The organism is Chitinophaga sp. (assembly GCF_019236475.1).
Classification (GTDB): domain Bacteria; phylum Bacteroidota; class Bacteroidia; order Chitinophagales; family Chitinophagaceae; genus Chitinophaga.
In genome coordinates, this window is the sequence record NZ_JAFAIX010000003.1 from 198,457 (window position 1) to 220,895 (window position 22,439).

The window sequence follows — 22,439 nt, forward strand, 5'->3', positions numbered from 1 at the left end:
TCATGAAAAAGTTAACATATATCGCTGCTGGACTCGTTGCTGTACTGTTACATTCCTGTACTAAGAACAACGATATGATTAAGACAGAACTGGAAAAAGCATTGCCTACTATTGAAGTGACCAGTATGGGTTTATTACGCCAAACTGGGCCTTTCCAATCCACCGATGTTATCCAGGTTACCTTTGGCGGCGCTATTACCAAAGCTGATCCAGGAGCGTTGGACTGCGCATGGTATGATGTACCTACCTCCGGCAAACCCGTATTAGTGGATAGTACGCATTTTGCCAGTTGGAATGTGGCTGCATCTACTGCTACCGCCAATAACGGCGTATCTACCGTGCTTACTCCAGCAACCTATCCGAACACAAATACATTTTCAGGGAATTTAAACCTGAAACTAACCAAACTGGCCACAGGAAAATCATACAGCCTCTTTATCTATGTGCGTACAGCAGATAATAAGGTCGCTTATGTTTCCCAGACCAAGTTCGTTACCATGAAATAATCTGCCAACTGGAGGATGTACACTGACTTGTCGGTCCATCCTCCAACTTATTTTTAATAACACTTAGAAGGGCATACTGTAAACGAAACTCGTGTTCTCACCGGTTTTTACAATCTTTGCATGGGCGTAAACAGAAAAAACCGTTTCATTCATTTGAAACGGTTTTTTCATTTATTAAAAACGGCGGTACGATATTCACATCGCACCGCCGTTATATTTTTGAGGATGTTATTCCTTACAACATGATCACAGATTCAATCTTAGAAACTTCCTTATAATATCCAATTACTTCCTCTTCATCTGCTACCTGTACCCGCACCGTAAAGGATTTATACTTTCCTGTAGCCGAATTGGTAACAGAAATATTCGCATTAGTATGCGCAAAGATGGACTTCAGCTCGGCCGATTTATCCGCGTCTGCCTTAATAATAAATTTAAAAGTATACTCTGTCGGAAATACTAACGACTGCTGCAATAATGAACGAAATTTCTCATACGGATCTGTACCATAGCCAGCATTTAAATCTTCGTTTATAGACATATAATCCCTTTTTATCAACTATTTTCAATGATGTAATTGTGCAAGATAACGCTTTTTTAGCAATTAAGCGACTGAAAAATAGCATGCGTCAAGGCTGCAAACTGGCCATGCCATCTTGCTTTGACAGGAATCATCTACCCGATTCATGGATACCATTTGGTATCATAATTGAACCCTGTTCTATATGCGATTAGTAGTACCATGATTCAACATTTCCTAATTTCTAAAACCAATTTTATGAAGCAAATGAGAAATGCAGCATCATCCATTCCAACTGCTTCCAAACTAAATGATTTCTTTGAAGAACAGTTGGGCGAAATCTACTGGGCAGAGAAAAAACTGGCGAAAGTATTGCCAAAACTGGAAAAAGCAGCCACTGCTAGTGAATTGAAAGAATGCTTCCACAAACATGCCGAACAAACACATAATCATGTTACCCGACTGGAAAATATTTTTGAACAGATGGGTAAGAAATCTCATGCCACCAAATGTCCGGCTATGGCTGGAATCACCGAAGAAGAAAGCGATATCATTGACGATACCCAAGAAGGCTCTTCCCACAGAGATGCCGCACTGATTATGACCGCACAAAAAGCTGAACATTACGAAATTGCCACCTATGGTGGATTAAAAGAACTGGCCAAAACAATGGGATACGACGACATCGCCGAAATCCTGAATGAAACACTGAATGAAGAAAAAGAAACAGATAAAAAACTCACGAGAGTAGCCGAAATGGAAATAAACCATCAAGCCAGTCTTGAACCAAGTACTGTATGATCATTCAACTGTCATAATTGCGGCTAATTAACAAGGCCGGTGATCGTTACCGGCCTTAAATCCTATTTTCCACGCAAACCAAGGTCATGGAATATGCTAACCTAAATACTATATTCACCATCTTTCCTATCTGGGAATATTTCTATGGTTTGCTATTATTGAACAATTCACCCCCATTCCAGAAGAAATTTCCTTGATAAGTACTGGCTATATTGCCGTACATAGCGGGCTAAATCCCATATTATGCGGAATAGTCGCTTTTACGGGCCTCATTGTGTTGGACAATACCTTATTCTTCATTTCTGCAAAAGGCCGAAAATTGTCCAAAAAACTGCTAAAGAAGGTCAATGCAGAATGGCTCACCAAGGCGCAGGAAAAATTGAAGCAAAATGCGACCAAAACACTATTTATCAGTGCGCTCATCCCTAACCTACGGTTCTTCTGCCCGATTATAGCGGGTATCTCCGAAATACGCTGGAAATTATTCTTCCTAATCAATGGGGTGGCTACTTTATCCTATACCATTGTTTATTTGATCATTGGAATTGTCCTGCAACACCCGCTCAGTAGGATCATGAGAAAGATCGATTTTGCCCATCATGTTATTTTCATCCTGGTCATGCTGGCTATTACGGTATACCTTACTTGGAAAGCTCAAAAGACCATTTTTAAAAAGGCGGAATAATGGCATAATTGGTAAAAGCTTCCCCACATGGTTGAGGAGTATATTCCCCAAAAGTGGGAGCATTCCCTGATTCCTGACTTTTTCCTATTTTGCAGCCCGTATGGCAACAAATCTTCCCTCCTATTACGAGCGCCTAATGCAGAAATATCCGGTAGTAACGCCGGAAGAATGGATACTGCTCGATAGTATCGCTACCATTAAGCATATTAAGAAAGGCGATGCCTTTTTACGCTATGGCAAAATAGCCCGCGATGCGGCGTTTATCATCTCCGGTATGTTTAAATTCGCCATCACGGATGAGGAAGGAAATGAAAAGATTGTGCGCTTTGGCATGGTGGACGACTTCCTGGCCAACTGTGAAAGTTTTACTAAAAAAGCGCCCTCGGCTATCAGTATCATCGCCATGGAAGATGCGGTGATCCTGAAAATTAATTCCAAGAGATTACAGTCATTCCATAAGAACCATCCTAATCTCCTCCATGTTCACATACAATTATTCCAAGAGCTGGTGGAACAACAATCAGAGCATCAGTATATACTGTCGCTTAAAACGCCACTGCAGCGCTATAAATTTCTATTAGAGAGACGGCCAGCCATCATTAAAAAAATATCCCTCACCAATATCGCCAGGTATCTCTATACCAGCCGGGAAGCCCTGAGTAGAGCCCGTTTGTTCCTGCTGGACCAGTCGCGCAACTTTTGTGACTGAGATCACAGCTACCCTTATAGCAGCAATTTAGCTTTGTATCAAAAAATTACATGAAACAAAGCCTTATTCTACTGCATGGTCTTTTCGGCGGTTTAAGTAACTGGGAAGGCGTTGCGGCACACTTTGGATCCCGCTATGACATTCATATCCCACGCTTACCCATATACGACGATCATAAAGAAGATAACCTGGAATACCTGGTAAATTACCTCGATACTTATATCACACAAGAAAACCTGGAAAACGTAACGCTGATTGGCAATTCATTAGGCGGACACGTAGCCATCCTCTTTACCCACCGACACCCAGAAAAAGTAGCTAAACTCATACTGACAGGCAGTTCCGGCTTATATGAAAACACCAATATGGGTAGTTTTCCCAAACGGAGCAGCTATGCGTATATCCGTGAACGTGTGGCCAATATCTTTTATGACCCAGCCACTGCTACAGATACCTTGGTAGATGAGGTATTCAGTACTACTACGGATATACGAAAATGCTTTCGTATTGTTAAAACAGCCAAATCTGCTAATCGCAATTATGTAGCCGCCCTCCTGCCTGAAATCCATACGCCTACGCTATTGATCTGGGGCGAAAACGACAAGGTGACGCCGCCAGATGTAGCCCAAGAATTCCATCATTATTTGCCAAATTCCACCCTAGTAATGCTTCCAGCATGCGGGCATGCGCCCATGATGGAAAAACCAGCAGCATTCAACGCTATCCTGGAACCATTCCTAGCGGAATAAAATGCATAAAAAAGGCTTCAGATAGCATATACTGAAGCCTTTTTGTTGTAATATTTTTTTTTCGGGAGATACCGGTCGCTCCATACACCATACGCTCACTGCGTTTCGTGCAACACGCGTCTCCCTATATCATTTTCCAAACATCCCCTGAATAGTCTTCTGTAAATTAAACAAATCCGACAAAGTGTACTCCCAATCAGGCTTTATCAAATGCGCATTGGAAGGTTTATGCTTCACACTGGCGCTTATCAACTGCACCTGCCCAGCCATATCCGGCAGAAACTTCATGCCAGGAACTGCGTACAATGATATCCTAGACTTACCATCATTAAAAATAGCCCCTTTCGCGGGCAACCCTTCCAGCATAGCCAAACTCGGTACACTATCAAATATGCCGTCATAAAACTCCAACACCGGGCTCTCATTCACACCTTGTATGTAATGAATATAAGCCGCATAATACTTGTTCTCTAATTGAAAAGAAATAACGTCTTCTCCCCGATAGAAGGTCAGACTTTCCGCGTAAGAAGGTTTCTTTTTCAATGAAACGGGTGTCGACTGAATGAATGCCTTGATATCATCAGACTTTCGGAAAAAATCGTCACTTAAAACAACACCTTTATTTAACGCATCAATGGCCTGCAAGGCGCTATCCGTAATGGTTTTATCCGCGAAACCATATTTATGCAACAGTACGGCCAAAGCCAACGAGGTTTTGTGCCGGTAATCCAGGGAGATCTCTCTATCGGCCTGCAGCACACAATTCCATCGCCGCATTAACGGGGAAAGGATATACGAAAATTGTGCTACCGTGTCGTTCTTATGAAAGCTCATGGCATTGAACACAAGCCTGGACAGATCTTCGTCTATGGATTGTACCAGTCGTTTGGCTGCCAGTTTATCTACTATTTGTTGGTGTGTCATGGATGATTCGGTTTTTGATATGGCTTATGGCTATTACTCATCTTCCCATACTACTGCGGCTATTTTCCAACCAGTAGTTGTTTTGATGAACTGAAACAGTTTATTCCCACGTCCGGAAAATTCAGCGCCATTCAGTAGGCCATGCTTCACATATTTCGACGTTCGCTGCGCAATATTGCCCAGCACCTGCGTAATGCCGCTGGTTTCCTTCTCCTCGAAATCGGTGAGCCTACCATCTGTCAATAGCTGTTTCCTAGGCGCAATAAAGGTTTGCAGGTTATAGATCTCTTCCTGGAGCCCCGATTTCTTGATAATCACTGCTGCTGGAATGCAGAGCTGGAAGATTAAAGTAAAATCCGGCGTATGCCCATTTACGTTAGTGAACACACTGAAAAATGATTTAACTAATTGGTCTATCTCGATATTATCTGGTTTCATGCAAGCAAGATAATGGATGATGATGCTGGGTTAGAAATATGCTGTTTAGATTTCCCGCAATATAAAAAAATAAACATAACCACTTGCAATTGAATGATTAGAATAGCAAATTTTTAGTTTAGGAAGACACGCGTCCTGCGGTATTTTAACAGTCCACTGCAACGTAAATGCAGTTACGCCCGATTTAGTTATGATACCTATCCTACCCTTGAAATACTCACTGTTATTGCGAATTTTTATTTGTAATTTATAAGAAAACAAAATCTATAAACTATGCCAACCCCGTTACTTCGGCCCCTATTCCTTTGGGCATGCCTGCTATGTTTTGTAGGCCAGGCCCGATCCCAAACAGCTACCATTTATGGTAAAATTACTGATAGCAAAGGCCCTCTCCAAGGTGTGACCGTACACCTGGAAAATACCAGCAAAGGCGCTTATACTAACAGTACTGGCAACTATACCCTTACCGTAGCACCAGGCAGTTACACGATTAGCATCAGCTACATTGGTTATGCTGCGCAACACAAAACCATCACACTGGTTTCCGGACAACAACTGGAACTGAATGTGGCCCTGAGCGAAAGCGCTACCATCAATGAACTGGTAGTACTCGGCTCCCGCAATCTTCCACGTACACAAACGGAAACCCCTGTACCTGTTGACGTGATTGACGTAAAACGTATTGTATCGGATGCCCCTCAGGTAACCATTAACCAAATCCTCAACTACGTTGCGCCTTCTTTCAGCTCCGGTACACAAACAGTGGCAGATGGTACAGATCATATCGATCCGGCTTCTCTTCGCGGCCTAGGCCCCGACCAAGTGCTAGTGCTGGTAAACGGCAAACGCCGCCACAATACAGCACTCGTAAATGTAAACGGCACCTTCGGCCGCGGCGCTGTAGGTACAGATATGAATAGTATCCCTACTGCTGCCATCGACCGCATCGAAATCCTCCGTGATGGCGCCGCAGCCCAATACGGCTCCGATGCCATCGCCGGCGTCATCAACATCGTGCTGAAAAGCACCGTCAATCGTTTATCCGTTAACGTTACTACTGGTGCGAATGTCACTCCAAAAGCAGATAACGGCATCGACGGACAAACCGTGCAAACGGCTGTCAACTACGGATTGCCATTAGGAGAAAAAGGCGGATACATCAACGTGGGCGCATCCTTCGATTACCGCAACTATACAAACCGCTCCGGCCCCTGGGTAGGCCCTATCTACAAAACATATCCCGGCGGCATCGACAGAACGGATTCTTTCCTGGTAGCTAATAATATCACCCGGAACGATATCCGCATGCGGGCAGGCCAATCCAGACTACGCGGTAGCCAAGTGTTTATGAACGCGAGCGTACCCCTTCAAAATGGGGCGGAAATCTATGCCTTCGGCGGACTCGGATACCGCAATGGGGAAGCGGCCGGTGTATACCGCTTGCCCAGCGATAGCCGAAATATCATCGATATTTATCCGCTGGGATTCCTCCCGCAAATACATTCTGATATCTATGATCGCTCCCTGGCCATGGGTATTCGCGGCCACCTGGGCGAATGGAAAGTAGATCTCAGCAATGCATGGGGACAAAATGAATTCAAATTTACCGTTGCCAATTCCCTGAATGCTTCTATGGGAAAAAGTTCTCCTACTACCTTCACCGCCGGAGGCCCTGTGTTTACGCAGAATACCACCAACCTGGATTTCTCCCGCCGATTGGAGGTACTGAGTGGACTGGATGTTAGCTTTGGCGCAGAACATCGCTTTGAGCGGTATAAACTGATTCCAGGCAGCGTAAACTCGTATACGGATTATGGTCGCGCCTCACAGGTGGGCGTTGATGGACAAGGTAATCCTATCCTAGTACCAGACCCGCAAGGCCCTATTAATACGAAGTTCGGTCCCGATGGTACCCCTCGCCCCGGCGGTGCGCAAGTATTTCCAGGCTTCCGGCCAGAAAATGCAGTAGATGCTACCCGCAGTGCCATTGCCACCTATGTAGATGCGGAACTGAATTTCAATAGCCGTTTCCTCGTAGGGGCCGCGGCCAGGTTTGAAAACTATAACGACTTCGGCTCTACGCTAACCGGTAAACTGACCACCCGGTATAAACTGAGTGAACAGTTTGCCCTGCGAGGCTCTGCCAGCACCGGTTTCAGAGCACCTTCCCTGCATCAACGCTACTTCTCCAATACGGCCACTCTTTTCGTAGACGGACAACCATATGAAGTAGGTACCTTTACGAATGATAGTCGCCCTGCGGAATTACTCGGCATTCCTAAACTCAAACCGGAGAAATCCAAAAGTATGAGCGCCGGCCTCACCGGCCAGTTCGGGAAATTCAGCCTGACCGTTGATGGCTACTTCACGCGCATTGATGACCGCGTGGTATATACCGATCAGTTCTCCGGTAGTAATGCCCCTAACGCATCCGCTACCGACAAAGAGATATATCTGCTGTTGCAACAGGCCAATGCCAATAGGGCCGCCTTCTTTGCCAATGCGATCAACTCTGAAACAAAAGGTATTGACCTGGTATTCTCTTACGGCACTAAATTAGGTGAAGGCAACTTCCGCGCAGACCTGGCCGCCACCGTTTCCAATACCCAACAAGTAGGGCCTGTAAAGGCTTCGCCTAAACTGGTGGGGAAAGAGAATATCTATTTCAGTCGCGCTAGTCGCATCTACCTAGAACGCAGCGTGCCCCGCGAAAAAGTTAACCTGACTCTCTCCTATAATATCAGGAAATTCAATGCCTTCGTACGGAATGTATACTTCGGAAGTGTAGAAGAAGCTACGGTGGATCCTAATTTCTATCAAACCTACCATCCAAAAGTAGTCACCGATATGGCCATAGGATACAAGCTGATAAAGGCGTTGAAGATTAGTATCGGTTCCAATAACGTGTTTGATATCTATCCAGATCTGGTTAAAAACCCTAATAATACCAATAATAACCAGTTCTTGTATAGTCGAAGAGCTACGCAATTCGGCTACAATGGCCGCTTCCTCTTTGCGCGGCTAGAATTGAATCTGTAAATAATAGCTGTATCAAAAAAATAAGGGAATGGGGTGACGTCTGCGACGTCACCCCATTCCCTTATTTTTTTGTCGCCCCTGCCTAGCGGGCAGGGGCGACAAGCAGTAAATCTCAAATGCATCTACTCTTCTTTCAAATACAACAGCGGGTTTACCCTCGATGCTTTAATCGTTTGTAATCCAATCGTACACCAGGCCACCAGCAAGGCTATCACTGCTGCTGCGACAAAGTAGCCTGCAGATAAATGTATCCTATAGGCAAAAGAATCAAGCCAATTTCTGGTGACGAAATAGCTGAGTGGCAATGCCAACACAATGGCCACCAGTATGATTTTCGTAAAATCGATGGAGAGGAGATATACGATATTCGCAGCCGTAGCCCCCATCACTTTACGTACGCCTATTTCCTTAGCTCTGCGTTCTACTGTGAAGGCCGCCAAGCCAAACAATCCTAGGCAGGAAATGATAATTGCCAGTCCTGTAAAGTATTTCGCGAGAGACGCCACCAGTTGCTCAGACGCGTATTGCTGTTGATACGCCATATCCAGGAATTGGTAATCAAAAGTATAACCCGGATTGAAGTCTTTATAATATTGTTCGACGCGTTGTATTGTAGCAGCCGTTTTGCCCGCTTGGATACGTGCCATTACGAGCATCGTTTCATCTGGAGAGAGACGGAAAATAAATGGTTTGATCTCATCATGCAGGGAATTAAAGTGAAAGTTTTTACTCACACCGATAATGCGTGTATCCTTTCCGTTTAGGTTCACGATTTTACCAATCGGATCTCCTGTAAGATTCATGGCAGCGATGGCCGCTTCGTTAAGTACAATCCCACCCATATCTGTAGAGTACTGCCGGGAAAAAGCACGCCCTTTCGCCATCTGAATGCCGAGGGTTTCTAAGAGGCCGTAATTGACTGGCATCTCACAAAAACGAATGTCGCCATTAGCATTCTTGCCATCCCATTGAATAACACTATTAGGAACGCTACTAGGAAGAATCACTTTTTGCTGTATACTCGAAGCGCCTATTACCCCTGGCATATTATTCAATTCCGCCAGGAAAGCGTCTCTTTGGGCTGCCGCGCGCCCTTCCAGCTCAAAATAGACGACATTTTCTTTATTATATCCTAGGTCTTTCGTTTGTACATATTGGATCTGTTTATACACCACCATCATAGCACTCACAAACAAAACACAGATGACAAACTGAAAAATCACAGACCCGCGTCTCACCCATAACGCGCCAACAGAACTTATCAACTTCCCTTTTAACGTGATCACTGGCTTAAAGCTCGACAGGTAAAAGGCCGGGTAACTGCCTGCCAATAAGCCCGTCAGCAACGTAATGCCTAAGATGGCAGCCAGCAGTCCTGGATGCCAGCCAAAACGCAAATGCTTTCCCGTGATCTGATTGAACTGTGGCAACAACACCAACATCAATAGGATGGCCAGGATCATGGATATAAAACTCATCAACACAGACTCTCCAAGGAACTGTACCATGAGCATATACGGCTTGATGCCCAAGGCTTTCTTTACGCCTACTTCTTTCATTCGGCCGGAAGCCCTTGCTGTAGAGAGATTCATGAAGTTGATACAGGCAATGAGGAGAATAGCAATGGCGATGATAATAAACAATCGGATATATGCTATTCTGCCACCCGCCAGTTTACCATTCTCGTATTTCCCATACAGATATGCATCCGCATAGTTCCGTAAAAATAAAGTGGCGTTACTGCCTTTAATTTTATCACTGATAAATGAACTTATCTTCTGCTGAACAGGCGCTGTGTTGGTACCATCTTTCAACACCACATAAGTCCGAAAAGGTCCGCCAGCCAAGTCATTGGTGGCAGGTACGATATCCTTCCAAGCATCCAGTGGCAATACAAAATCATATTGTTGCGTCGAATTAAAAGGCATGTCCTTATAAACACCCATTACAATACATTGCTTCGTAAATGAGGCCCATTTCCATTCAATCACCTTTCCGACAATATTATCCGTTGTGTGAAACAGATTCCTAGCAAGGGTTTCAGACAATACGATGCCGGTCTTGTTAGATAACACCTGACTTTTATCTCCCTGCAACAACTCAAAAGAGAATACCTGAAAGTAACTACTGCCTACAAAATTGCCTTTCGCACTAAGAGTATGCGTATTAAATGACACATTGAATTTCTGGAACCAGGCTGCAGGAGCAGTTGTAACAGCCGAAGCGACTTCCGGCACTTCACGTTCCAACGTTTCACCCAGTATCCCACCTGTGCCTTCATCTGTGGTGATGCGTCCATCCTGGGTAGTGTTCACCATCACCTGGAATAAATGATCACTGTTATGATGGAACTTGTCGGTACTGCCTTCATCATTCACCCAGAGGAAAATCAATATGGCAGCCGCCAAGCCCGTAGACAAGCCTACCAGGTTAATGACGAAAACCGATTTGAATCGTTTGAATTGTCGGAATATAAGATGCAGGTTATGCTTAAACATAAGGAGGGTTTTAAGGGTTACAAATGTTACCGCCTGCTTTAATTTACAAAACTTTCATGCAGATGAAATACCCTACTACGCAAAAGCCGCTCTCCTACTGATGATGAGCGCAAAAGACCTTGATCCCAAATTATCTACTTGCTCTTTCCGCCCCGCCAGACTCGTGTCTCCCGATACCCATCTCTTCCACGTCATACCCTCGGAGCCCAAAAATCTTAATCTAGATTAAGACCATTTCTTAATCCAGGTTATTTCCCGTCAGCCGAAACTGTTGCAATTTTACATCATCAAAACAGCACAACGATGGCAAAATATATTTATCATAAAGAAGACAGTCGCCACCATGAGTACAATGATTGGCTGGACAGCAAGAAGACCTTCAGTTTTGCGGATTACTACAATCCAAAACGAATGAACTTCGGCGCACTACGCGTTTTCAATGATGATATTCTCCAGGCCGGCAAAGGATTTGGCAGACATCCACACGATAATATGGAAATCATTTCCATCCCGCTGGATGGTAGCCTCATCCATAAAGACAACCTAGGAAACGAACAAGTTGTTACAGCAGGAGAGATCCAGGTGATGAGCACCGGCAGCGGCGTATTCCACAGCGAATACAACCATGAACAAACTGCAAAAACAAGATTCTTACAGATCTGGATATATCCATCAGCACTGAATGTTACACCGAAATACACGAAGCTACAATTGAATAAGGACGCATTTCAAAATCAATTTTCCGCCTTCATCGCACCAACAGCGGATGTACACACCGCTGCAGTACAACAAAAAGCTTGGATGAGTTTAGGAATCTTCAATAGTACGCGGGAATTCGAATACCAGGTCAAACAATCCGGCAATGGCGCTTATGTTTATGTAATGAATGGCAGTATTGAAATAGATGGTCATCAATTATCAACTGGCGATGCGCTGGGCATCACTGATACCAACGCTTTCAGCGGAAAGATCAATAGTCCGGAAGCGGAAATACTCGTAACAGATGTTCCAATGACCTTTTAATTGTACGACCATGACAGACAAATTATCACTGCATTTACTCGCGATAGGCTATCATCCTGAAATCATGCAGGTACTACACCGACTGATGAATAGCCACTCCGGATGGCACGGCACCATTGCATTGTCGCTCGAAGAAGGACTGCAACAGCTAACCGAATACCCTTACGACGGCGTATTACTCGGCGTAGGTGTAACTCCAGAGGACGAAGCCATTATTCGCGCAGCCATAGAAAAGCAAGAGCTTTTTACCCGTATTATCCGCCACTATGGCGGCGGAAGCGGACTCTTAGAAAATGAAGTGCGCGCAGAATTTGAAAATTTACAACAGCAATAAATCATTAAAAATAACTATCATGAACAACAATATTTTAGGATTACACCACATCACCGCTATCGCAGGAAACGCACAACGTAACCTGGATTTCTATACAAACGTATTAGGCGTTCGACTGGTAAAGAAAACTGTCAACTTCGATGATCCTGGTACTTATCACTTCTATTTTGGTAATGAACAGGGCGCTCCTGGTACTATCCTGACTTTCTTCCCTTGGGAAGGTATTGATCAAGGTAAAAACGGTACCGGCATGGCCACCGAAATTGGCTACAGTGTACCTACTGGCAGCCTGGATTTCTGGAAAGACCGCTTTACCCGCTTTAACGTTCCATTTGAAGAAGTACAGGAAAGATTTGGCGAAAAATTCCTTGTATTCTCAGATCCTGACGGACTTAAACTGAGTCTCATAGAACCTAAAACGAACGATACCCGCAGCATTTGGGAAACAGCAGAAGTGAAGAAGGAAACCGCTACCAAAGGATTCCACAGCACCACGCTTACATTGAAATCTATTGAGCCTACTGCAAAAATCCTAACCGATATATTCGGCTATAGCCTGCAAGGCCAAGAAGGCAACCGTTACCGCTTTGTAACCAATGCCGTTGAAAACGCCAACATCATCGACTTGCTGGCAGATCCAGACGGACAAAGAGGTTACAATGCCGCTGGTACCAACCACCACATTGCATTTCGCGTAGCCGATGAAAAAGTACAAATGGAATTCCGGGATAAAATTCTCACCAAAGGTTTGAAGATCACCCCGCAGATTGACCGTGATTACTTCTATTCGCTCTACTTCAGAGAACCAGGAGGCGTATTGTTTGAAATCGCAACAGATAATCCAGGATTCACCGTAGATGAGCCTTTGGATAAACTGGGCACCTCATTGAGACTGCCAAAACAGTATGAACCAGCAAGAGAAGAAATCGAAAAAGTATTACCCGTGTTAAAGTAAGGAGAACTTAATAATGGAAAAACAAATATACACAGCGGGCAAGCCGCTGGCTTCCGCAGAAAAGGCATTGATCATGATACATGGACGTGGGGCGTCTGCCAGGGATATTCTTACCCTGGCTCCTCACCTGCAAGTACAGGAATATGCACTGCTGGCGCCACAGGCATCAGGAAATACCTGGTATCCGCAGTCTTTCATGGCCCCTACTGCCCAGAATGAACCGTGGCTGACAGAGAGTTTACAGCATGTACAATCCTCCGTAGATAAAGCGGTAGCAGCAGGTATCAAAAAAGAAAATATCTATTTCCTAGGATTCTCGCAAGGCGCTTGTCTGACCTTGGAATATATCACACGGAATGCCGATAAATACGGCGGCGCAGTAGCCTTTACCGGCGGATTAATTGGAGATAAAATCTATAACGAAAATTATAAAGGTAATTTCCAAGGAACGCCAATCTATATCGGCAGCAGTGATCCGGATTTTCACGTACCAGTTGCTAGAGTACAGGAATCTGCCACTATCCTGAAAAGCATGGGCGCGGAGGTAACTGCCACCATTTACCCGCAGATGGGACATACCATCACGATGGAAGAAATCAATCAGGCCAATAAATTAGTTTTCAAGTAAGCCTTCGGGCTTACTTTTTTTTATGCATGCCACTGCGCACTTTACTAAGAAATTCCGGGGAAACGCCCAGGTAGCGGGCTATCTGGTTCTGAGGAACGCGCTGTACGATATCCGGATATTTTTCCAGGAAGGCCAGGTAGCGTTGCTCCGCAGTTTGAGAAACAAGACTATGAAAACGACGCTGCAGCGCAAACAACGAACGCTGCACCAGCAGCCGGAATAAGGTTTCAAACTTCGGTACCCGCTCATATAACAGTGCCTTGCTTTTATGATCGATAAGCAGTAGCTCACTATCTTCCAATGCCTCAATAAACATATTAGAAGGCTTCTGCTCTGTAAAGCTGTAGAGATCACTGACCCACCAGTTCTCAATCGCAAATGATAAAATGGTTTCCGTCCCATCATCGCTGAGAAAATAAGTACGGATACATCCCTTCACGATATAGGCTTCAAAATCACATATCTCCCCTTCCTGCAACAGGTAAGTACGTTTGCGTACTTTCTTAAACTTCAGCAGGGAATGAAAGTACTCCCTCTCTTCAGGGGTGAGGGAAATACATTGATCGGTAAATTGGTCTATTTGTTCGTACATTACACTATAAAGATATAGAAATAAAATTTTTACCCTGTTCATAGGGGTAAGTCCTAACTCGCGTGTCATCCTTTAGTAGGGACCACTTCCTGTCTGCAAAGCCGCATAAAATCTGCGCCTGGCAGGGGCTAATCTCATGAAATTTAGTACAGTATTACCTAAATCAGCTATTAAATGGATGAAAAAAGTTGTATTTTGTATAACACGCTAGGTAATATACACCTTAAGTTATATATTTATCATTTCAATAATGCTTCGAGAAGCATCATAAAATCTGTGCCACATTGCCTACAATTGTCTATTACTTGTTGCTGCCGCTGATCTATGCGCTGTCGTTATTGCCTTTTCCGCTGCTTTACCTGCTCTCTGACGGGGTATATGCCCTGTTGTATTACGGCATAGGATACCGTAAGAAAGTGGTGATGCAAAACCTCCGCAATGCATTCCCGGACAAAAGTGAGGCAGAATTAAAACGTATTTGCAAGGATTTCTACCATTATCTCTGTGATCTGTTCCTGGAAACGTTCAAAACGCTGACCATCAGTAAAGCCTCGATGGTAAAGCATTGTAGCTTTACCCCGGAAACAGTGGCCCTGTTTAACCAACTGGCAGCGGAGAAAAAGAGCGTCATCCTTGTGATGGGCCATAAAGGCAATTGGGAATGGGCAGGCAACACCTTCAGCATTCTCTGCCAACAGCAATTATATGTGATCTACCATCCCCTCGCCAATAAACACTTCAACGGACTGATGTACCGCATGCGCACCCGCTTTGGCACGAAGCTGATTGCCATGCAGGATACCTTCCGCCAAATTGTACAAAACCGCGGAGAAGTGAATGCCACTGCATTTATTGCAGACCAGGCGCCACAACCCGATACCGCCCACTGGTTACGCTTTTTGCACCAGGATACGCCGGTATTCAAGGGTACGGAAAAGATCGCACAAAAAATGAATTACCCGGTAGTGTATGTGACAGTACAACGATTGAAAAGAGGCTACTACACCGTATCTGCTGAAATCCTTACTGCCACACCTTCCGATGAAAAAGACGGAAATATAACAGTTGCGCATACACGCAAGCTGGAAGAAGATATCGTATCACAACCAGCCACCTGGCTGTGGTCGCACAAGCGCTGGAAGCATAAACGCCCAGCCAATGTTTAACTGTACCCGTTTGTTTCTATTTTATTCATATGACTATTTCAACTGACCTATTATGCTGGAGGGAAAAGATCTAATCCTGGCTACCAAGCCGTTTGCATGCGAAGACAGAGCCAAAAGCTGGCTATACACCTGCTCTACACTCCTGTTATTGATCCTGGCATTATCAGGCACGGTAACGCTACCATTCCTGGCATTGAGAATACTCGCCAGTGTGTTGTCCGGTTTATTGATTGTCCGGATGTTTGTGATTTACCACGACCACCAGCACCATACTATATTGAATAAGTCCTTGCTAGCAGAGGGTATCATGACCATCTTCGGGATATATATCCTGGCGCCTACTAGCATTTGGAAACGTTCGCACGATTATCATCACAAGCATAATTCGAAGTTGTTTAGTGCCAGCATCGGCTCCTATCCTATTTTCACTCGTAAGAAATTTGAATCGGCCACTCCTGCGGAAAAGCGCGCTTACCTGTTTAGCAGGCATCCGCTTACGATTGCTGCCGGCTACCTGTCCATGTTCATGCTGGGTATGTGCGTGCAATCTTTTTTAAGCAGTCCCCGTAAACATATAGATTCCTTACTGGCATTGATCATACACTTGGCTGGCAGTGTGGCTGTTATCTATTTCTGGGGCTGGGAAAGCTGGCTGCTAATGATCGTTATTCCTTTCACCATTGCCTGCGGCATTGGCGCTTACCTGTTTTATGCCCAGCATAATTTCCCGGGGGTATCGTTCAGTGTGAACCAAGAATGGTGCTACGATAAAGCCGCCCTGCTCTCTTCCAGCTATATGAAGATGAGCCCTGTGATGGCTTGGTTTACGGCTAATATCGGTTACCATCATATCCACCATCTGAATGCGCGTATTCCGTTTTACCGCTTACCGGAAGCGATGGCGAAGATGACTGAATTGCAAACTGCTAAAACAACCTCCCTCCGTTTCCGCGATATCCGCGCTTGTTTCCGACTGAAAGTTTGGGACCCGGAACAACAAAAAATGATAGGCCTGAAAGAAATCCGTTCCTGTGCCCCGGTATTATCCGGCATCATGGAGCCAGAAGAAGTGATTGTTCCAGGCTGAGAAATACATTGAATTTTCGTATACGCTTCAGGGTGAGAATCCTGAAGCGTATTTTATTTTAGGGAGACACGGTTCCGGTACAAAAACAGCCTCACAGATTTACAAACCAAGCATCGTTAAAAGTGTTATATTCATTAAGAAATCCAGTTAAACAGGTAGCTTATGCAGTATACTACTCTCAACAATGGTGTGTCCATGCCCATGCTGGGCTTTGGCGTTTACCAAGTGACGGATCCAATGGAATGCGAAACGGCCGTTTTGGAGGCGATAAAGGCCGGATATCGCCTGATAGACACTGCCGCTGCCTATAGGAATGAAGAGGCTGTAGGAAGGGCTATAAAACGTGCTGGAATTGGAAGGGAGGAGCTGTTCATTACTACCAAACTCTGGGTACAAGATACCGGCGATGGGCATACGCGCAAAGCGTTCGAGAAATCCTTGCATCGCCTCCAACTGGAATACATTGACCTCTACCTCATTCACCAGCCTTACGGAGATGTATACGGTGCCTGGAGAGATATGCAGGATCTCTATAAAGAAGGTAAAATTCGGGCTATTGGAGTAAGTAATTTTCAATCAGACCGCCTCATGGATATGCTGATCCACCAAGAAATTCCCCCTGCTGTCAACCAAGTGGAAACACATCCCTTCCATCAGCAAACAGAAGCACAACATTTTATGCAGGATCACCAAATCCAAATGGAATCCTGGGGCCCTTTTGCGGAAGGTAGAAATAATATGTTCGAAAATGAAATATTGATGGAAGTAGCCGCTAAACACAATAAATCCGTTGCCCAAGTAGTGCTACGCTGGCTGATTCAACGCAATGTAGTGGCGATCCCCAAATCTGTACGCAAAGAACGCATCATAGAAAACTTCAACATCTTTGATTTTGAACTCAGCACCGCTGATATGCATCAAATAGCCACGCTGGACCAACATACCAGTAGCTTCTTCGATCACCGTGATCCCGATATGGTGAAGCTCATCGGTGGCCGAAAGCTGGATATTTAATGGCTATGCGTTAGTTCTATGGCCATTTTCACCGCATTACAAGCATTGATAATACCGCCACTCACACATAACTGATCAAAGGTAACGGACTCCTTTGTGCCCGGCCTATTGACCATATTCGCCGGCTTAAAAACAGAACGCATCATGATATCCTTTACCTGCTCCCCTGATAATTCAGGAAAATAAGCCAGCAACAAGGCGGCAATGCCCGTAGCACATGGCGTTGACATACTACTGCCAGATTTACTCCCATACGAATTTACCGGCACAGTTGATAGGATATCACTGCCAGGCGCAAAGAAATCTACCTTCGACTTCCCATAATTGGAATAAGGATGCGCTAGCCTGTAATCAAATTTAGAACGACTCCAACCTACGGTAATAAAATTAGGCGCCTTACGGCCATCCATATACGTAGCCACCGGATAATAAGGAATACTATCGTCATTCATGCCATCATTTCCCGCCGCATGAAAAATCAACACGCCATGTGCTGCCGCATACTCCACTGCTTCATCCACGACTTTTTTATGAGAAGAAAATGTTTTGGAAAAGCTCATATTAATCAACTGTGCGCCATTGTCTACCGCATAGCGAATGGCATTGGCAATATCTTTATCCCTTTCATCGCCGGTTTGCGTAGTGGCTACAATAGGCATAATCAGCACATGATCCGCCACACCGTTTATCCCCTTCCCGTTATCCCTCACCGCACCGATGATGCCCGCTACATGCGTACCGTGACTGAGAGCCGCCACCGCAGGAATAATCGGGCTACCATAAACATGATCGTAAGGGCCCTCCCGCTTATCGCCCAACAGGCTACTGGAGTTATATGTCAGGTTACAAGCATATTTCACATCATTGGAATCCTGTCCAGAACGAATTTTTGCCAAGTATGCTTGCTGAGCTGCGAAATAAAGTGGATTCAACAGGCTATCCGGTTGTTTTCCCCTGTATTTATTGATCCAATCGGCATATAGCTGCGTATAACCTGCTTGCTCATCCGGCACCAGCACCCCCTCTTTCGTACTGCGAAAATTCCAACCATGGATATCATCTACATAACCATTGTGGTCATCATCAATGCCATTGCCCGGTATTTCTTTTTTATTCGTCCAGATAACGGCCTGCAAATCTTCATGATTAATATCGAATCCATTGTCTATCACTGCTACTATAACGGTCTTGGCTATACGACCTTTCAATAGTTCATACGCTTTATCCAAGCTAATCCCAGCGATCGAGTCGGTAGCCGGATCTGCATAAGACCAGGATTGTGTCTGAGCACAGGCAATTGTACCGCAAAAAACAAGCAAAAACAATAGTAATGCTGGCTTAGGCAGAAGGCGATGGGGGAACATCTTTTTTATTTAAATCTAGGAGAAATTCGCGAATAATGAGATGAAAGAATTGGGTAAGTTTTCTAGTAGGATTAACTTTTCATTTATCTTTAGGGAGACAACATCTTCACCAGTTACCAACTGTACACCTATGTCAAGTAAGCATACCTATTCGGTTATCGAGTCATTTTATTCCGTTTCAGGGAGAATTTTCATCATAATTGCATGTACAGATGTGATTCCAGTTCCTGGAACCTTGCTTACTGGAACCACTGGATACCACTGGATAATCGAGGAGCAATTACACGACAAAAAGGTATTAGCATTAATTGCCGACCGCCCTTACTACTTCTTCAGCATAACCAGTACTGATGGCCTCCTCCGAAAGCCAGACATTGGAGAAACCCTAACCAGCAACAGCTAATCTACATTACGCCTCCTCTTCCACTAGCTCCTTGCTAGCAATCAGTTTCTGGAATCTTTCCAGGTGGTTATTCCCCCAGGCATTCATTTCAAAAATCACCGGCAACAGGGATTCTCCAAATTCGGTCAGAAAATATTCGACTCTCGGTGGTAATTCCGGGTAAATCACCCGCCTCACCATGCCATGAAATTCCAGTTCTCGCAACTGCATATTCAATACCCTACGGGTAGCAGAGGGCATCTCTCTATGCATTTCATTAGGCCGGTGCACGCCGTTATAAATGAGGTACAGTAGATAGGATTTCCACTTCCCACCGATGATCTCCATCAGTACACTAAAGCCACAGGAAAAGTCTTTCGGTATTTTCTTTTCGTACATCTTACTAGGTTTTACTGGAACAAATTTACCATATGTTCGGAAAATGGAGGGTATGGAAAAAATTATCCATACCTGTAACTTTTTTCCCATATTGTCAGACCTCCCGGAAATCGCTCCCTTTGTGAAAAATTATTCAACATGATGGATTACAAAGATAAAAAGATAGTTATCACAGGCGGAACGCATGGAATGGGATTTGCCACTGCCAAGATGTTTATAGACCTCGGCGCATCCGTGATCATCACTGGCAACAATGCGGAACGAATCGCGGCAGCACAGCAGCAACTGGGCAGCAAGGCCCTAGCCCTTCGCTCTGACGCCTCCAATATCGCCGATATTGAAAAGCTCAGTCGCACTGTAGCGGATCATTTCGGAACAATTGATTTACTGCATGTCAATGCCGGTTACTCTATATTGGAGCTCTTCTCGCAGGTAACGGAAGCTAGTTATAACAAAACATTTGACATCAACACCAAGGGCGCCTTCTTTGCAGCCAGACATATGTCTCCCTTAATCAACCCTCATGGCGCTATTGTCTTTACGACTTCTATTGCCAATAATTCCGGATATGCCGGCATGGGCACTTATGCGGGAGCAAAAGCAGCAGTAACTGCGTTTATGCGTGTACTAGCGGCGGAGCTAGCCCCTAAAGGCATTCGCGTAAATGCCGTTAGCCCGGGTTTCATTAGTACGCCTACCATGGGTGTTTATGGGGCTACGCCACAGGAACTGGCAGCTTTCGAAGAATTGGGCAATCATATCACGCCATTAAAGCGCCACGGCAAAATGGAGGAAGTAGCCGCAGCCGTTAAATTCCTCGCATTCGAGGCCACCTTCACCACCGCAGCAGAACTTACGGTAGACGGAGGCCTCTCTCACCGACTCACACTACCACAATAATCAAAAAAACAATAGATATGGGAAACAACATCACATTGATTGGCTTAGGAGCCATGGGATCGGTTTTAGGGGAATTAATGGTTAAAAATAATATATCCCTGACCGTTTGGAATAGATCAAAAGAAAAGGCAGCAGGGCTCATAGCCCAAGGCGCTAAATATGTTCCGGACGTTCATACAGCCGTTGCCGATAGTCGAGTGATTATACTTTGTGTAGTAGACTACAAAGCCAGCAACGACATCCTGGCTGGCCTTGACCTCACCGGAAAAACTATTATTCAGTTGAGCAGTGGTACCCCAGCAGATGCCCGTGAAATGCAGACGGACATCCTCGCCAGAGGCGCCGAATACCTGGATGGCGTTATCCTAGCCACTCCTCCACAAATGGGACAACCTACTACCCCCATTTTCTTCTCAGGGGATGAAAAAATATTCCGCGAACAAGAAGCCGTTTTGAAAACACTGGCCGGAAACCTAGTGTATATGGGGCCAGCGGTTGGTGCAGCCGCTGCATGGGATCTCGCGATATTGTCTACTATGTTTGGTATGCAGTTCGGATTCCTGCACGGCGCTCGTATCATGGAGGCAGAGGGTATTCCTGTAGGAGCCCTCGGCGATACCATTGCAGCACTATCTCCTGTACTGGCCGAAATGGTGCAAGAAGTGGGACATGATATTGAAAAAAGTCAATTCAGTCAGCCGCTCAGTTCACTGGAAATATGTGCTTATTGTTTTGAACTGATGCAACGACATGCCGCAGAATCCACCATCACAGCGCCGTTCCCTGCCTTTGCACTGGAACAGTTAAACCAAGGAAGAGCCGCAGGTTTCGGCAAAGAAAGATTTGCTGCGATGATTAAATTAATGAGATAAAATATACGCTCCCGCCTGTTGCCCCTGCCCAGTGGGCGCAAAAAATCTCCCACCTGTCGTCCTGGCCCGCTGGGCCGGGACGACGAAAAAAGCAAAGGGAAATGACGTCTGCGACGTCATTTCCCTTTGCTTTTGAAAATAAATACTTAACGCGCATGTAACGAAATATTGAACTGCACGAAATAATTATTCTCCTGCATAACATTATCGTATGCCGGTAATTTACGGTAGACATGCATATAACCGGCTTCTAATGTCACTGCTTGATTAAGCTTTAGCACTCCTGATATCGCTTGTCTATCTTGATCAAAAAAATGCCCTGGTGCTACACCCACCGGATTTACCATCATTTCATTGTACGCATTCAGTGAAACATTATTCGAAAAAGCATACTGCAACCCTGTTCTGAGCCTTGTGCGCAATACTTGCTGGCCGGTAGAAAAATTCCTATACTCAACGCCTACACGAGATTGAAAACTCATCTTCTCTGTAAGACCAGTTTGATAACTGATGGCCAATGTACTTCTCAGCTCTTGCATCGGATCTTTTGACAGATCATGTGCTGTCAGTAAAACCGGATGCTGCTGATACCAAGCCAGTGGCGATACAGACAGTGAAAAATGTGGATTCACTTTGTAATGAATCCATGGCCGGATGGAGTACATCAATGGCTTGGAAAACAGCGGATCACTCTCTGGATGTTGCCTACGATGTTGGAATTCCAGCGCTGCGTCCCATTTATCATTGAGCTTTGTTTGTAAGGTAAGCCTGGTCCAGAGGTTATCCTTTACCTGTCCGCTTACAGTTAATCCCAACAATATCCATCCCACAAAAATTAAAAGAACCTTCCGCAT

At 44.9% G+C, this 22,439-nt stretch carries 24 protein-coding genes; 16 read left to right on the forward strand and 8 right to left on the reverse strand.

Translation table 11 applies throughout. The features are described from left to right. Positions 1-2 precede the first annotated feature (2 nt). Positions 3-506, forward strand: coding sequence for a hypothetical protein (locus JO154_RS02965; protein ID WP_291941706.1), 504 nt, complete (start codon positions 3-5; stop codon positions 504-506). Between the two features lie 235 nt (positions 507-741). Here the strand turns inward: JO154_RS02965 and JO154_RS02970 are convergent, their stop codons facing one another. After that, complete coding sequence (locus JO154_RS02970; RefSeq protein WP_291941707.1) at positions 742-1,047, reverse strand: DUF493 domain-containing protein; 306 nt, start codon at positions 1,045-1,047, stop codon at positions 742-744. Positions 1,048-1,284: 237 nt separating this feature from the next. Between JO154_RS02970 and JO154_RS02975 the strand changes: the two genes are divergently transcribed. From JO154_RS02975 to JO154_RS02990, 4 genes are all read left to right on the forward strand, one after another. Beyond that, entirely contained in the window at positions 1,285-1,827 is a 543-nt protein-coding gene (locus JO154_RS02975) for a ferritin-like domain-containing protein (protein WP_291941709.1), read from the forward strand. Positions 1,828-2,014: 187 nt separating this feature from the next. Continuing rightward, positions 2,015-2,512: a VTT domain-containing protein gene (locus JO154_RS02980; RefSeq protein ID WP_291942071.1), complete on the forward strand. Its 498-nt coding sequence runs from the start codon at positions 2,015-2,017 to the stop codon at positions 2,510-2,512. A 100-nt stretch (positions 2,513-2,612) separates the two neighbouring features. After that, positions 2,613-3,221: a Crp/Fnr family transcriptional regulator gene (locus JO154_RS02985; protein ID WP_291941710.1), complete on the forward strand. Its 609-nt coding sequence runs from the start codon at positions 2,613-2,615 to the stop codon at positions 3,219-3,221. Positions 3,222-3,271: 50 nt separating this feature from the next. Beyond that, positions 3,272-3,970 carry an alpha/beta hydrolase gene (locus JO154_RS02990; RefSeq protein ID WP_291941712.1) on the forward strand — a complete coding sequence of 233 codons (699 nt, stop codon included), beginning with the start codon at positions 3,272-3,274 and terminating at the stop codon, positions 3,968-3,970. Between the two features lie 129 nt (positions 3,971-4,099). On the opposite strand, the gene JO154_RS02995 is transcribed toward JO154_RS02990, so the two are convergent. After that, positions 4,100-4,894 (reverse strand): hypothetical protein, encoded by a 795-nt coding sequence (locus JO154_RS02995; protein ID WP_291941714.1) that lies wholly within the window; start codon positions 4,892-4,894, stop codon positions 4,100-4,102. A gap of 33 nt (positions 4,895-4,927) precedes the next feature. Beyond that, positions 4,928-5,332, reverse strand: a complete 405-nt coding sequence (locus tag JO154_RS03000) for a hypothetical protein (RefSeq protein ID WP_291941716.1) — start codon at positions 5,330-5,332, stop codon at positions 4,928-4,930. 273 nt (positions 5,333-5,605) lie between these two features. On the opposite strand from JO154_RS03000, the gene JO154_RS03005 reads away from it, so the two are divergent. Further along, positions 5,606-8,371, forward strand: a complete 2,766-nt coding sequence (locus tag JO154_RS03005; RefSeq protein WP_291941718.1) for a TonB-dependent receptor — start codon at positions 5,606-5,608, stop codon at positions 8,369-8,371. Positions 8,372-8,493: 122 nt separating this feature from the next. On the opposite strand, the gene JO154_RS03010 is transcribed toward JO154_RS03005, so the two are convergent. Further along, entirely contained in the window at positions 8,494-10,869 is a 2,376-nt protein-coding gene (locus JO154_RS03010) for an ABC transporter permease (protein ID WP_291941720.1), read from the reverse strand. A 303-nt stretch (positions 10,870-11,172) separates the two neighbouring features. On the opposite strand from JO154_RS03010, the gene JO154_RS03015 reads away from it, so the two are divergent. The 4 genes from JO154_RS03015 to JO154_RS03030 are packed head-to-tail and all read left to right on the forward strand — an operon-like array spanning position 11,173 to position 13,809. After that, the gene (locus JO154_RS03015) at positions 11,173-11,892 is read left to right on the forward strand and encodes a pirin-like bicupin family protein (RefSeq protein ID WP_291941722.1); all 720 of its coding nucleotides are present in this window, start codon (positions 11,173-11,175) and stop codon (positions 11,890-11,892) included. 10 nt (positions 11,893-11,902) lie between these two features. Next, positions 11,903-12,226, forward strand: coding sequence for a hypothetical protein (locus JO154_RS03020; RefSeq protein WP_291941724.1), 324 nt, complete (start codon positions 11,903-11,905; stop codon positions 12,224-12,226). Between the two features lie 19 nt (positions 12,227-12,245). Next, positions 12,246-13,181 carry a ring-cleaving dioxygenase gene (locus JO154_RS03025; protein ID WP_291941725.1) on the forward strand — a complete coding sequence of 312 codons (936 nt, stop codon included), beginning with the start codon at positions 12,246-12,248 and terminating at the stop codon, positions 13,179-13,181. A 13-nt stretch (positions 13,182-13,194) separates the two neighbouring features. Then, on the forward strand, positions 13,195-13,809 hold the full coding sequence (locus JO154_RS03030; protein WP_291941727.1) for a dienelactone hydrolase family protein: 615 nt from the start codon (positions 13,195-13,197) through the stop codon (positions 13,807-13,809). Between the two features lie 10 nt (positions 13,810-13,819). Here JO154_RS03030 and JO154_RS03035 read toward each other — a convergent pair whose 3' ends face one another. Further along, on the reverse strand, positions 13,820-14,401 hold the full coding sequence (locus JO154_RS03035) for a Crp/Fnr family transcriptional regulator (protein WP_291941728.1): 582 nt from the start codon (positions 14,399-14,401) through the stop codon (positions 13,820-13,822). Between the two features lie 284 nt (positions 14,402-14,685). Here JO154_RS03035 and JO154_RS03040 point away from each other — a divergent pair, with 284 nt between their 5' ends. From JO154_RS03040 to JO154_RS03050, 3 genes are all read left to right on the forward strand, one after another. After that, entirely contained in the window at positions 14,686-15,567 is an 882-nt protein-coding gene (locus JO154_RS03040; RefSeq protein WP_291941730.1) for a lysophospholipid acyltransferase family protein, read from the forward strand. Positions 15,568-15,619: 52 nt separating this feature from the next. Then, the gene (locus tag JO154_RS03045; RefSeq protein ID WP_291941732.1) at positions 15,620-16,654 is read left to right on the forward strand and encodes a fatty acid desaturase; all 1,035 of its coding nucleotides are present in this window, start codon (positions 15,620-15,622) and stop codon (positions 16,652-16,654) included. A gap of 162 nt (positions 16,655-16,816) precedes the next feature. Next, entirely contained in the window at positions 16,817-17,668 is an 852-nt protein-coding gene (locus JO154_RS03050; protein ID WP_291941733.1) for an aldo/keto reductase, read from the forward strand. On the opposite strand, the gene JO154_RS03055 is transcribed toward JO154_RS03050, so the two are convergent. Beyond that, positions 17,665-19,032, reverse strand: coding sequence for a S8 family peptidase (locus JO154_RS03055; protein ID WP_291941735.1), 1,368 nt, complete (start codon positions 19,030-19,032; stop codon positions 17,665-17,667). The two genes, JO154_RS03050 and JO154_RS03055, sit on opposite strands and share 4 nt — an antisense overlap. 130 nt (positions 19,033-19,162) lie before the next feature. On the opposite strand from JO154_RS03055, the gene JO154_RS03060 reads away from it, so the two are divergent. Then, positions 19,163-19,435 (forward strand): hypothetical protein, encoded by a 273-nt coding sequence (locus tag JO154_RS03060; RefSeq protein ID WP_291941737.1) that lies wholly within the window; start codon positions 19,163-19,165, stop codon positions 19,433-19,435. A gap of 6 nt (positions 19,436-19,441) precedes the next feature. Here the strand turns inward: JO154_RS03060 and JO154_RS03065 are convergent, their stop codons facing one another. Beyond that, a complete protein-coding gene (locus JO154_RS03065; protein ID WP_291941738.1) occupies positions 19,442-19,813 on the reverse strand; it encodes a helix-turn-helix domain-containing protein in 372 nt (123 codons plus the stop codon). A 138-nt stretch (positions 19,814-19,951) separates the two neighbouring features. Between JO154_RS03065 and JO154_RS03070 the strand changes: the two genes are divergently transcribed. Both JO154_RS03070 and JO154_RS03075 read left to right on the forward strand, forming a co-directional pair. Beyond that, on the forward strand, positions 19,952-20,713 hold the full coding sequence (locus JO154_RS03070; protein WP_291941740.1) for an SDR family oxidoreductase: 762 nt from the start codon (positions 19,952-19,954) through the stop codon (positions 20,711-20,713). A 17-nt stretch (positions 20,714-20,730) separates the two neighbouring features. Further along, positions 20,731-21,585, forward strand: coding sequence for an NAD(P)-binding domain-containing protein (locus JO154_RS03075; protein ID WP_291941741.1), 855 nt, complete (start codon positions 20,731-20,733; stop codon positions 21,583-21,585). A gap of 146 nt (positions 21,586-21,731) precedes the next feature. Here JO154_RS03075 and JO154_RS03080 read toward each other — a convergent pair whose 3' ends face one another. Next, the gene (locus tag JO154_RS03080; RefSeq protein ID WP_291941742.1) at positions 21,732-22,439 is read right to left on the reverse strand and encodes a DUF2490 domain-containing protein; all 708 of its coding nucleotides are present in this window, start codon (positions 22,437-22,439) and stop codon (positions 21,732-21,734) included.

Bases quoted from the DNA above. Each gene is read 5' to 3' on its own strand.
- JO154_RS02965 (WP_291941706.1), top strand. From the start codon at position 3: ATGAAAAAGTTAACATATATCGCTGCTGGACTCGTTGCTGTACTGTTA.
- JO154_RS02970 (WP_291941707.1), bottom strand. From the start codon at position 1,047: ATGTCTATAAACGAAGATTTAAATGCTGGCTATGGTACAGATCCGTAT.
- JO154_RS02975 (WP_291941709.1), top strand. From the start codon at position 1,285: ATGAAGCAAATGAGAAATGCAGCATCATCCATTCCAACTGCTTCCAAA.
- JO154_RS02985 (WP_291941710.1), top strand. From the start codon at position 2,613: ATGGCAACAAATCTTCCCTCCTATTACGAGCGCCTAATGCAGAAATAT.
- JO154_RS02990 (WP_291941712.1), top strand. From the start codon at position 3,272: ATGAAACAAAGCCTTATTCTACTGCATGGTCTTTTCGGCGGTTTAAGT.
- JO154_RS02995 (WP_291941714.1), bottom strand. From the start codon at position 4,894: ATGACACACCAACAAATAGTAGATAAACTGGCAGCCAAACGACTGGTA.
- JO154_RS03000 (WP_291941716.1), bottom strand. From the start codon at position 5,332: ATGAAACCAGATAATATCGAGATAGACCAATTAGTTAAATCATTTTTC.
- JO154_RS03005 (WP_291941718.1), top strand. From the start codon at position 5,606: ATGCCAACCCCGTTACTTCGGCCCCTATTCCTTTGGGCATGCCTGCTA.
- JO154_RS03010 (WP_291941720.1), bottom strand. From the start codon at position 10,869: ATGTTTAAGCATAACCTGCATCTTATATTCCGACAATTCAAACGATTC.
- JO154_RS03015 (WP_291941722.1), top strand. From the start codon at position 11,173: ATGGCAAAATATATTTATCATAAAGAAGACAGTCGCCACCATGAGTAC.
- JO154_RS03020 (WP_291941724.1), top strand. From the start codon at position 11,903: ATGACAGACAAATTATCACTGCATTTACTCGCGATAGGCTATCATCCT.
- JO154_RS03025 (WP_291941725.1), top strand. From the start codon at position 12,246: ATGAACAACAATATTTTAGGATTACACCACATCACCGCTATCGCAGGA.
- JO154_RS03030 (WP_291941727.1), top strand. From the start codon at position 13,195: ATGGAAAAACAAATATACACAGCGGGCAAGCCGCTGGCTTCCGCAGAA.
- JO154_RS03035 (WP_291941728.1), bottom strand. From the start codon at position 14,401: ATGTACGAACAAATAGACCAATTTACCGATCAATGTATTTCCCTCACC.
- JO154_RS03045 (WP_291941732.1), top strand. From the start codon at position 15,620: ATGCTGGAGGGAAAAGATCTAATCCTGGCTACCAAGCCGTTTGCATGC.
- JO154_RS03050 (WP_291941733.1), top strand. From the start codon at position 16,817: ATGCAGTATACTACTCTCAACAATGGTGTGTCCATGCCCATGCTGGGC.
- JO154_RS03055 (WP_291941735.1), bottom strand. From the start codon at position 19,032: ATGTTCCCCCATCGCCTTCTGCCTAAGCCAGCATTACTATTGTTTTTG.
- JO154_RS03060 (WP_291941737.1), top strand. From the start codon at position 19,163: ATGTCAAGTAAGCATACCTATTCGGTTATCGAGTCATTTTATTCCGTT.
- JO154_RS03065 (WP_291941738.1), bottom strand. From the start codon at position 19,813: ATGTACGAAAAGAAAATACCGAAAGACTTTTCCTGTGGCTTTAGTGTA.
- JO154_RS03070 (WP_291941740.1), top strand. From the start codon at position 19,952: ATGATGGATTACAAAGATAAAAAGATAGTTATCACAGGCGGAACGCAT.
- JO154_RS03075 (WP_291941741.1), top strand. From the start codon at position 20,731: ATGGGAAACAACATCACATTGATTGGCTTAGGAGCCATGGGATCGGTT.
- JO154_RS03080 (WP_291941742.1), bottom strand. From the start codon at position 22,439: ATGCGGAAGGTTCTTTTAATTTTTGTGGGATGGATATTGTTGGGATTA.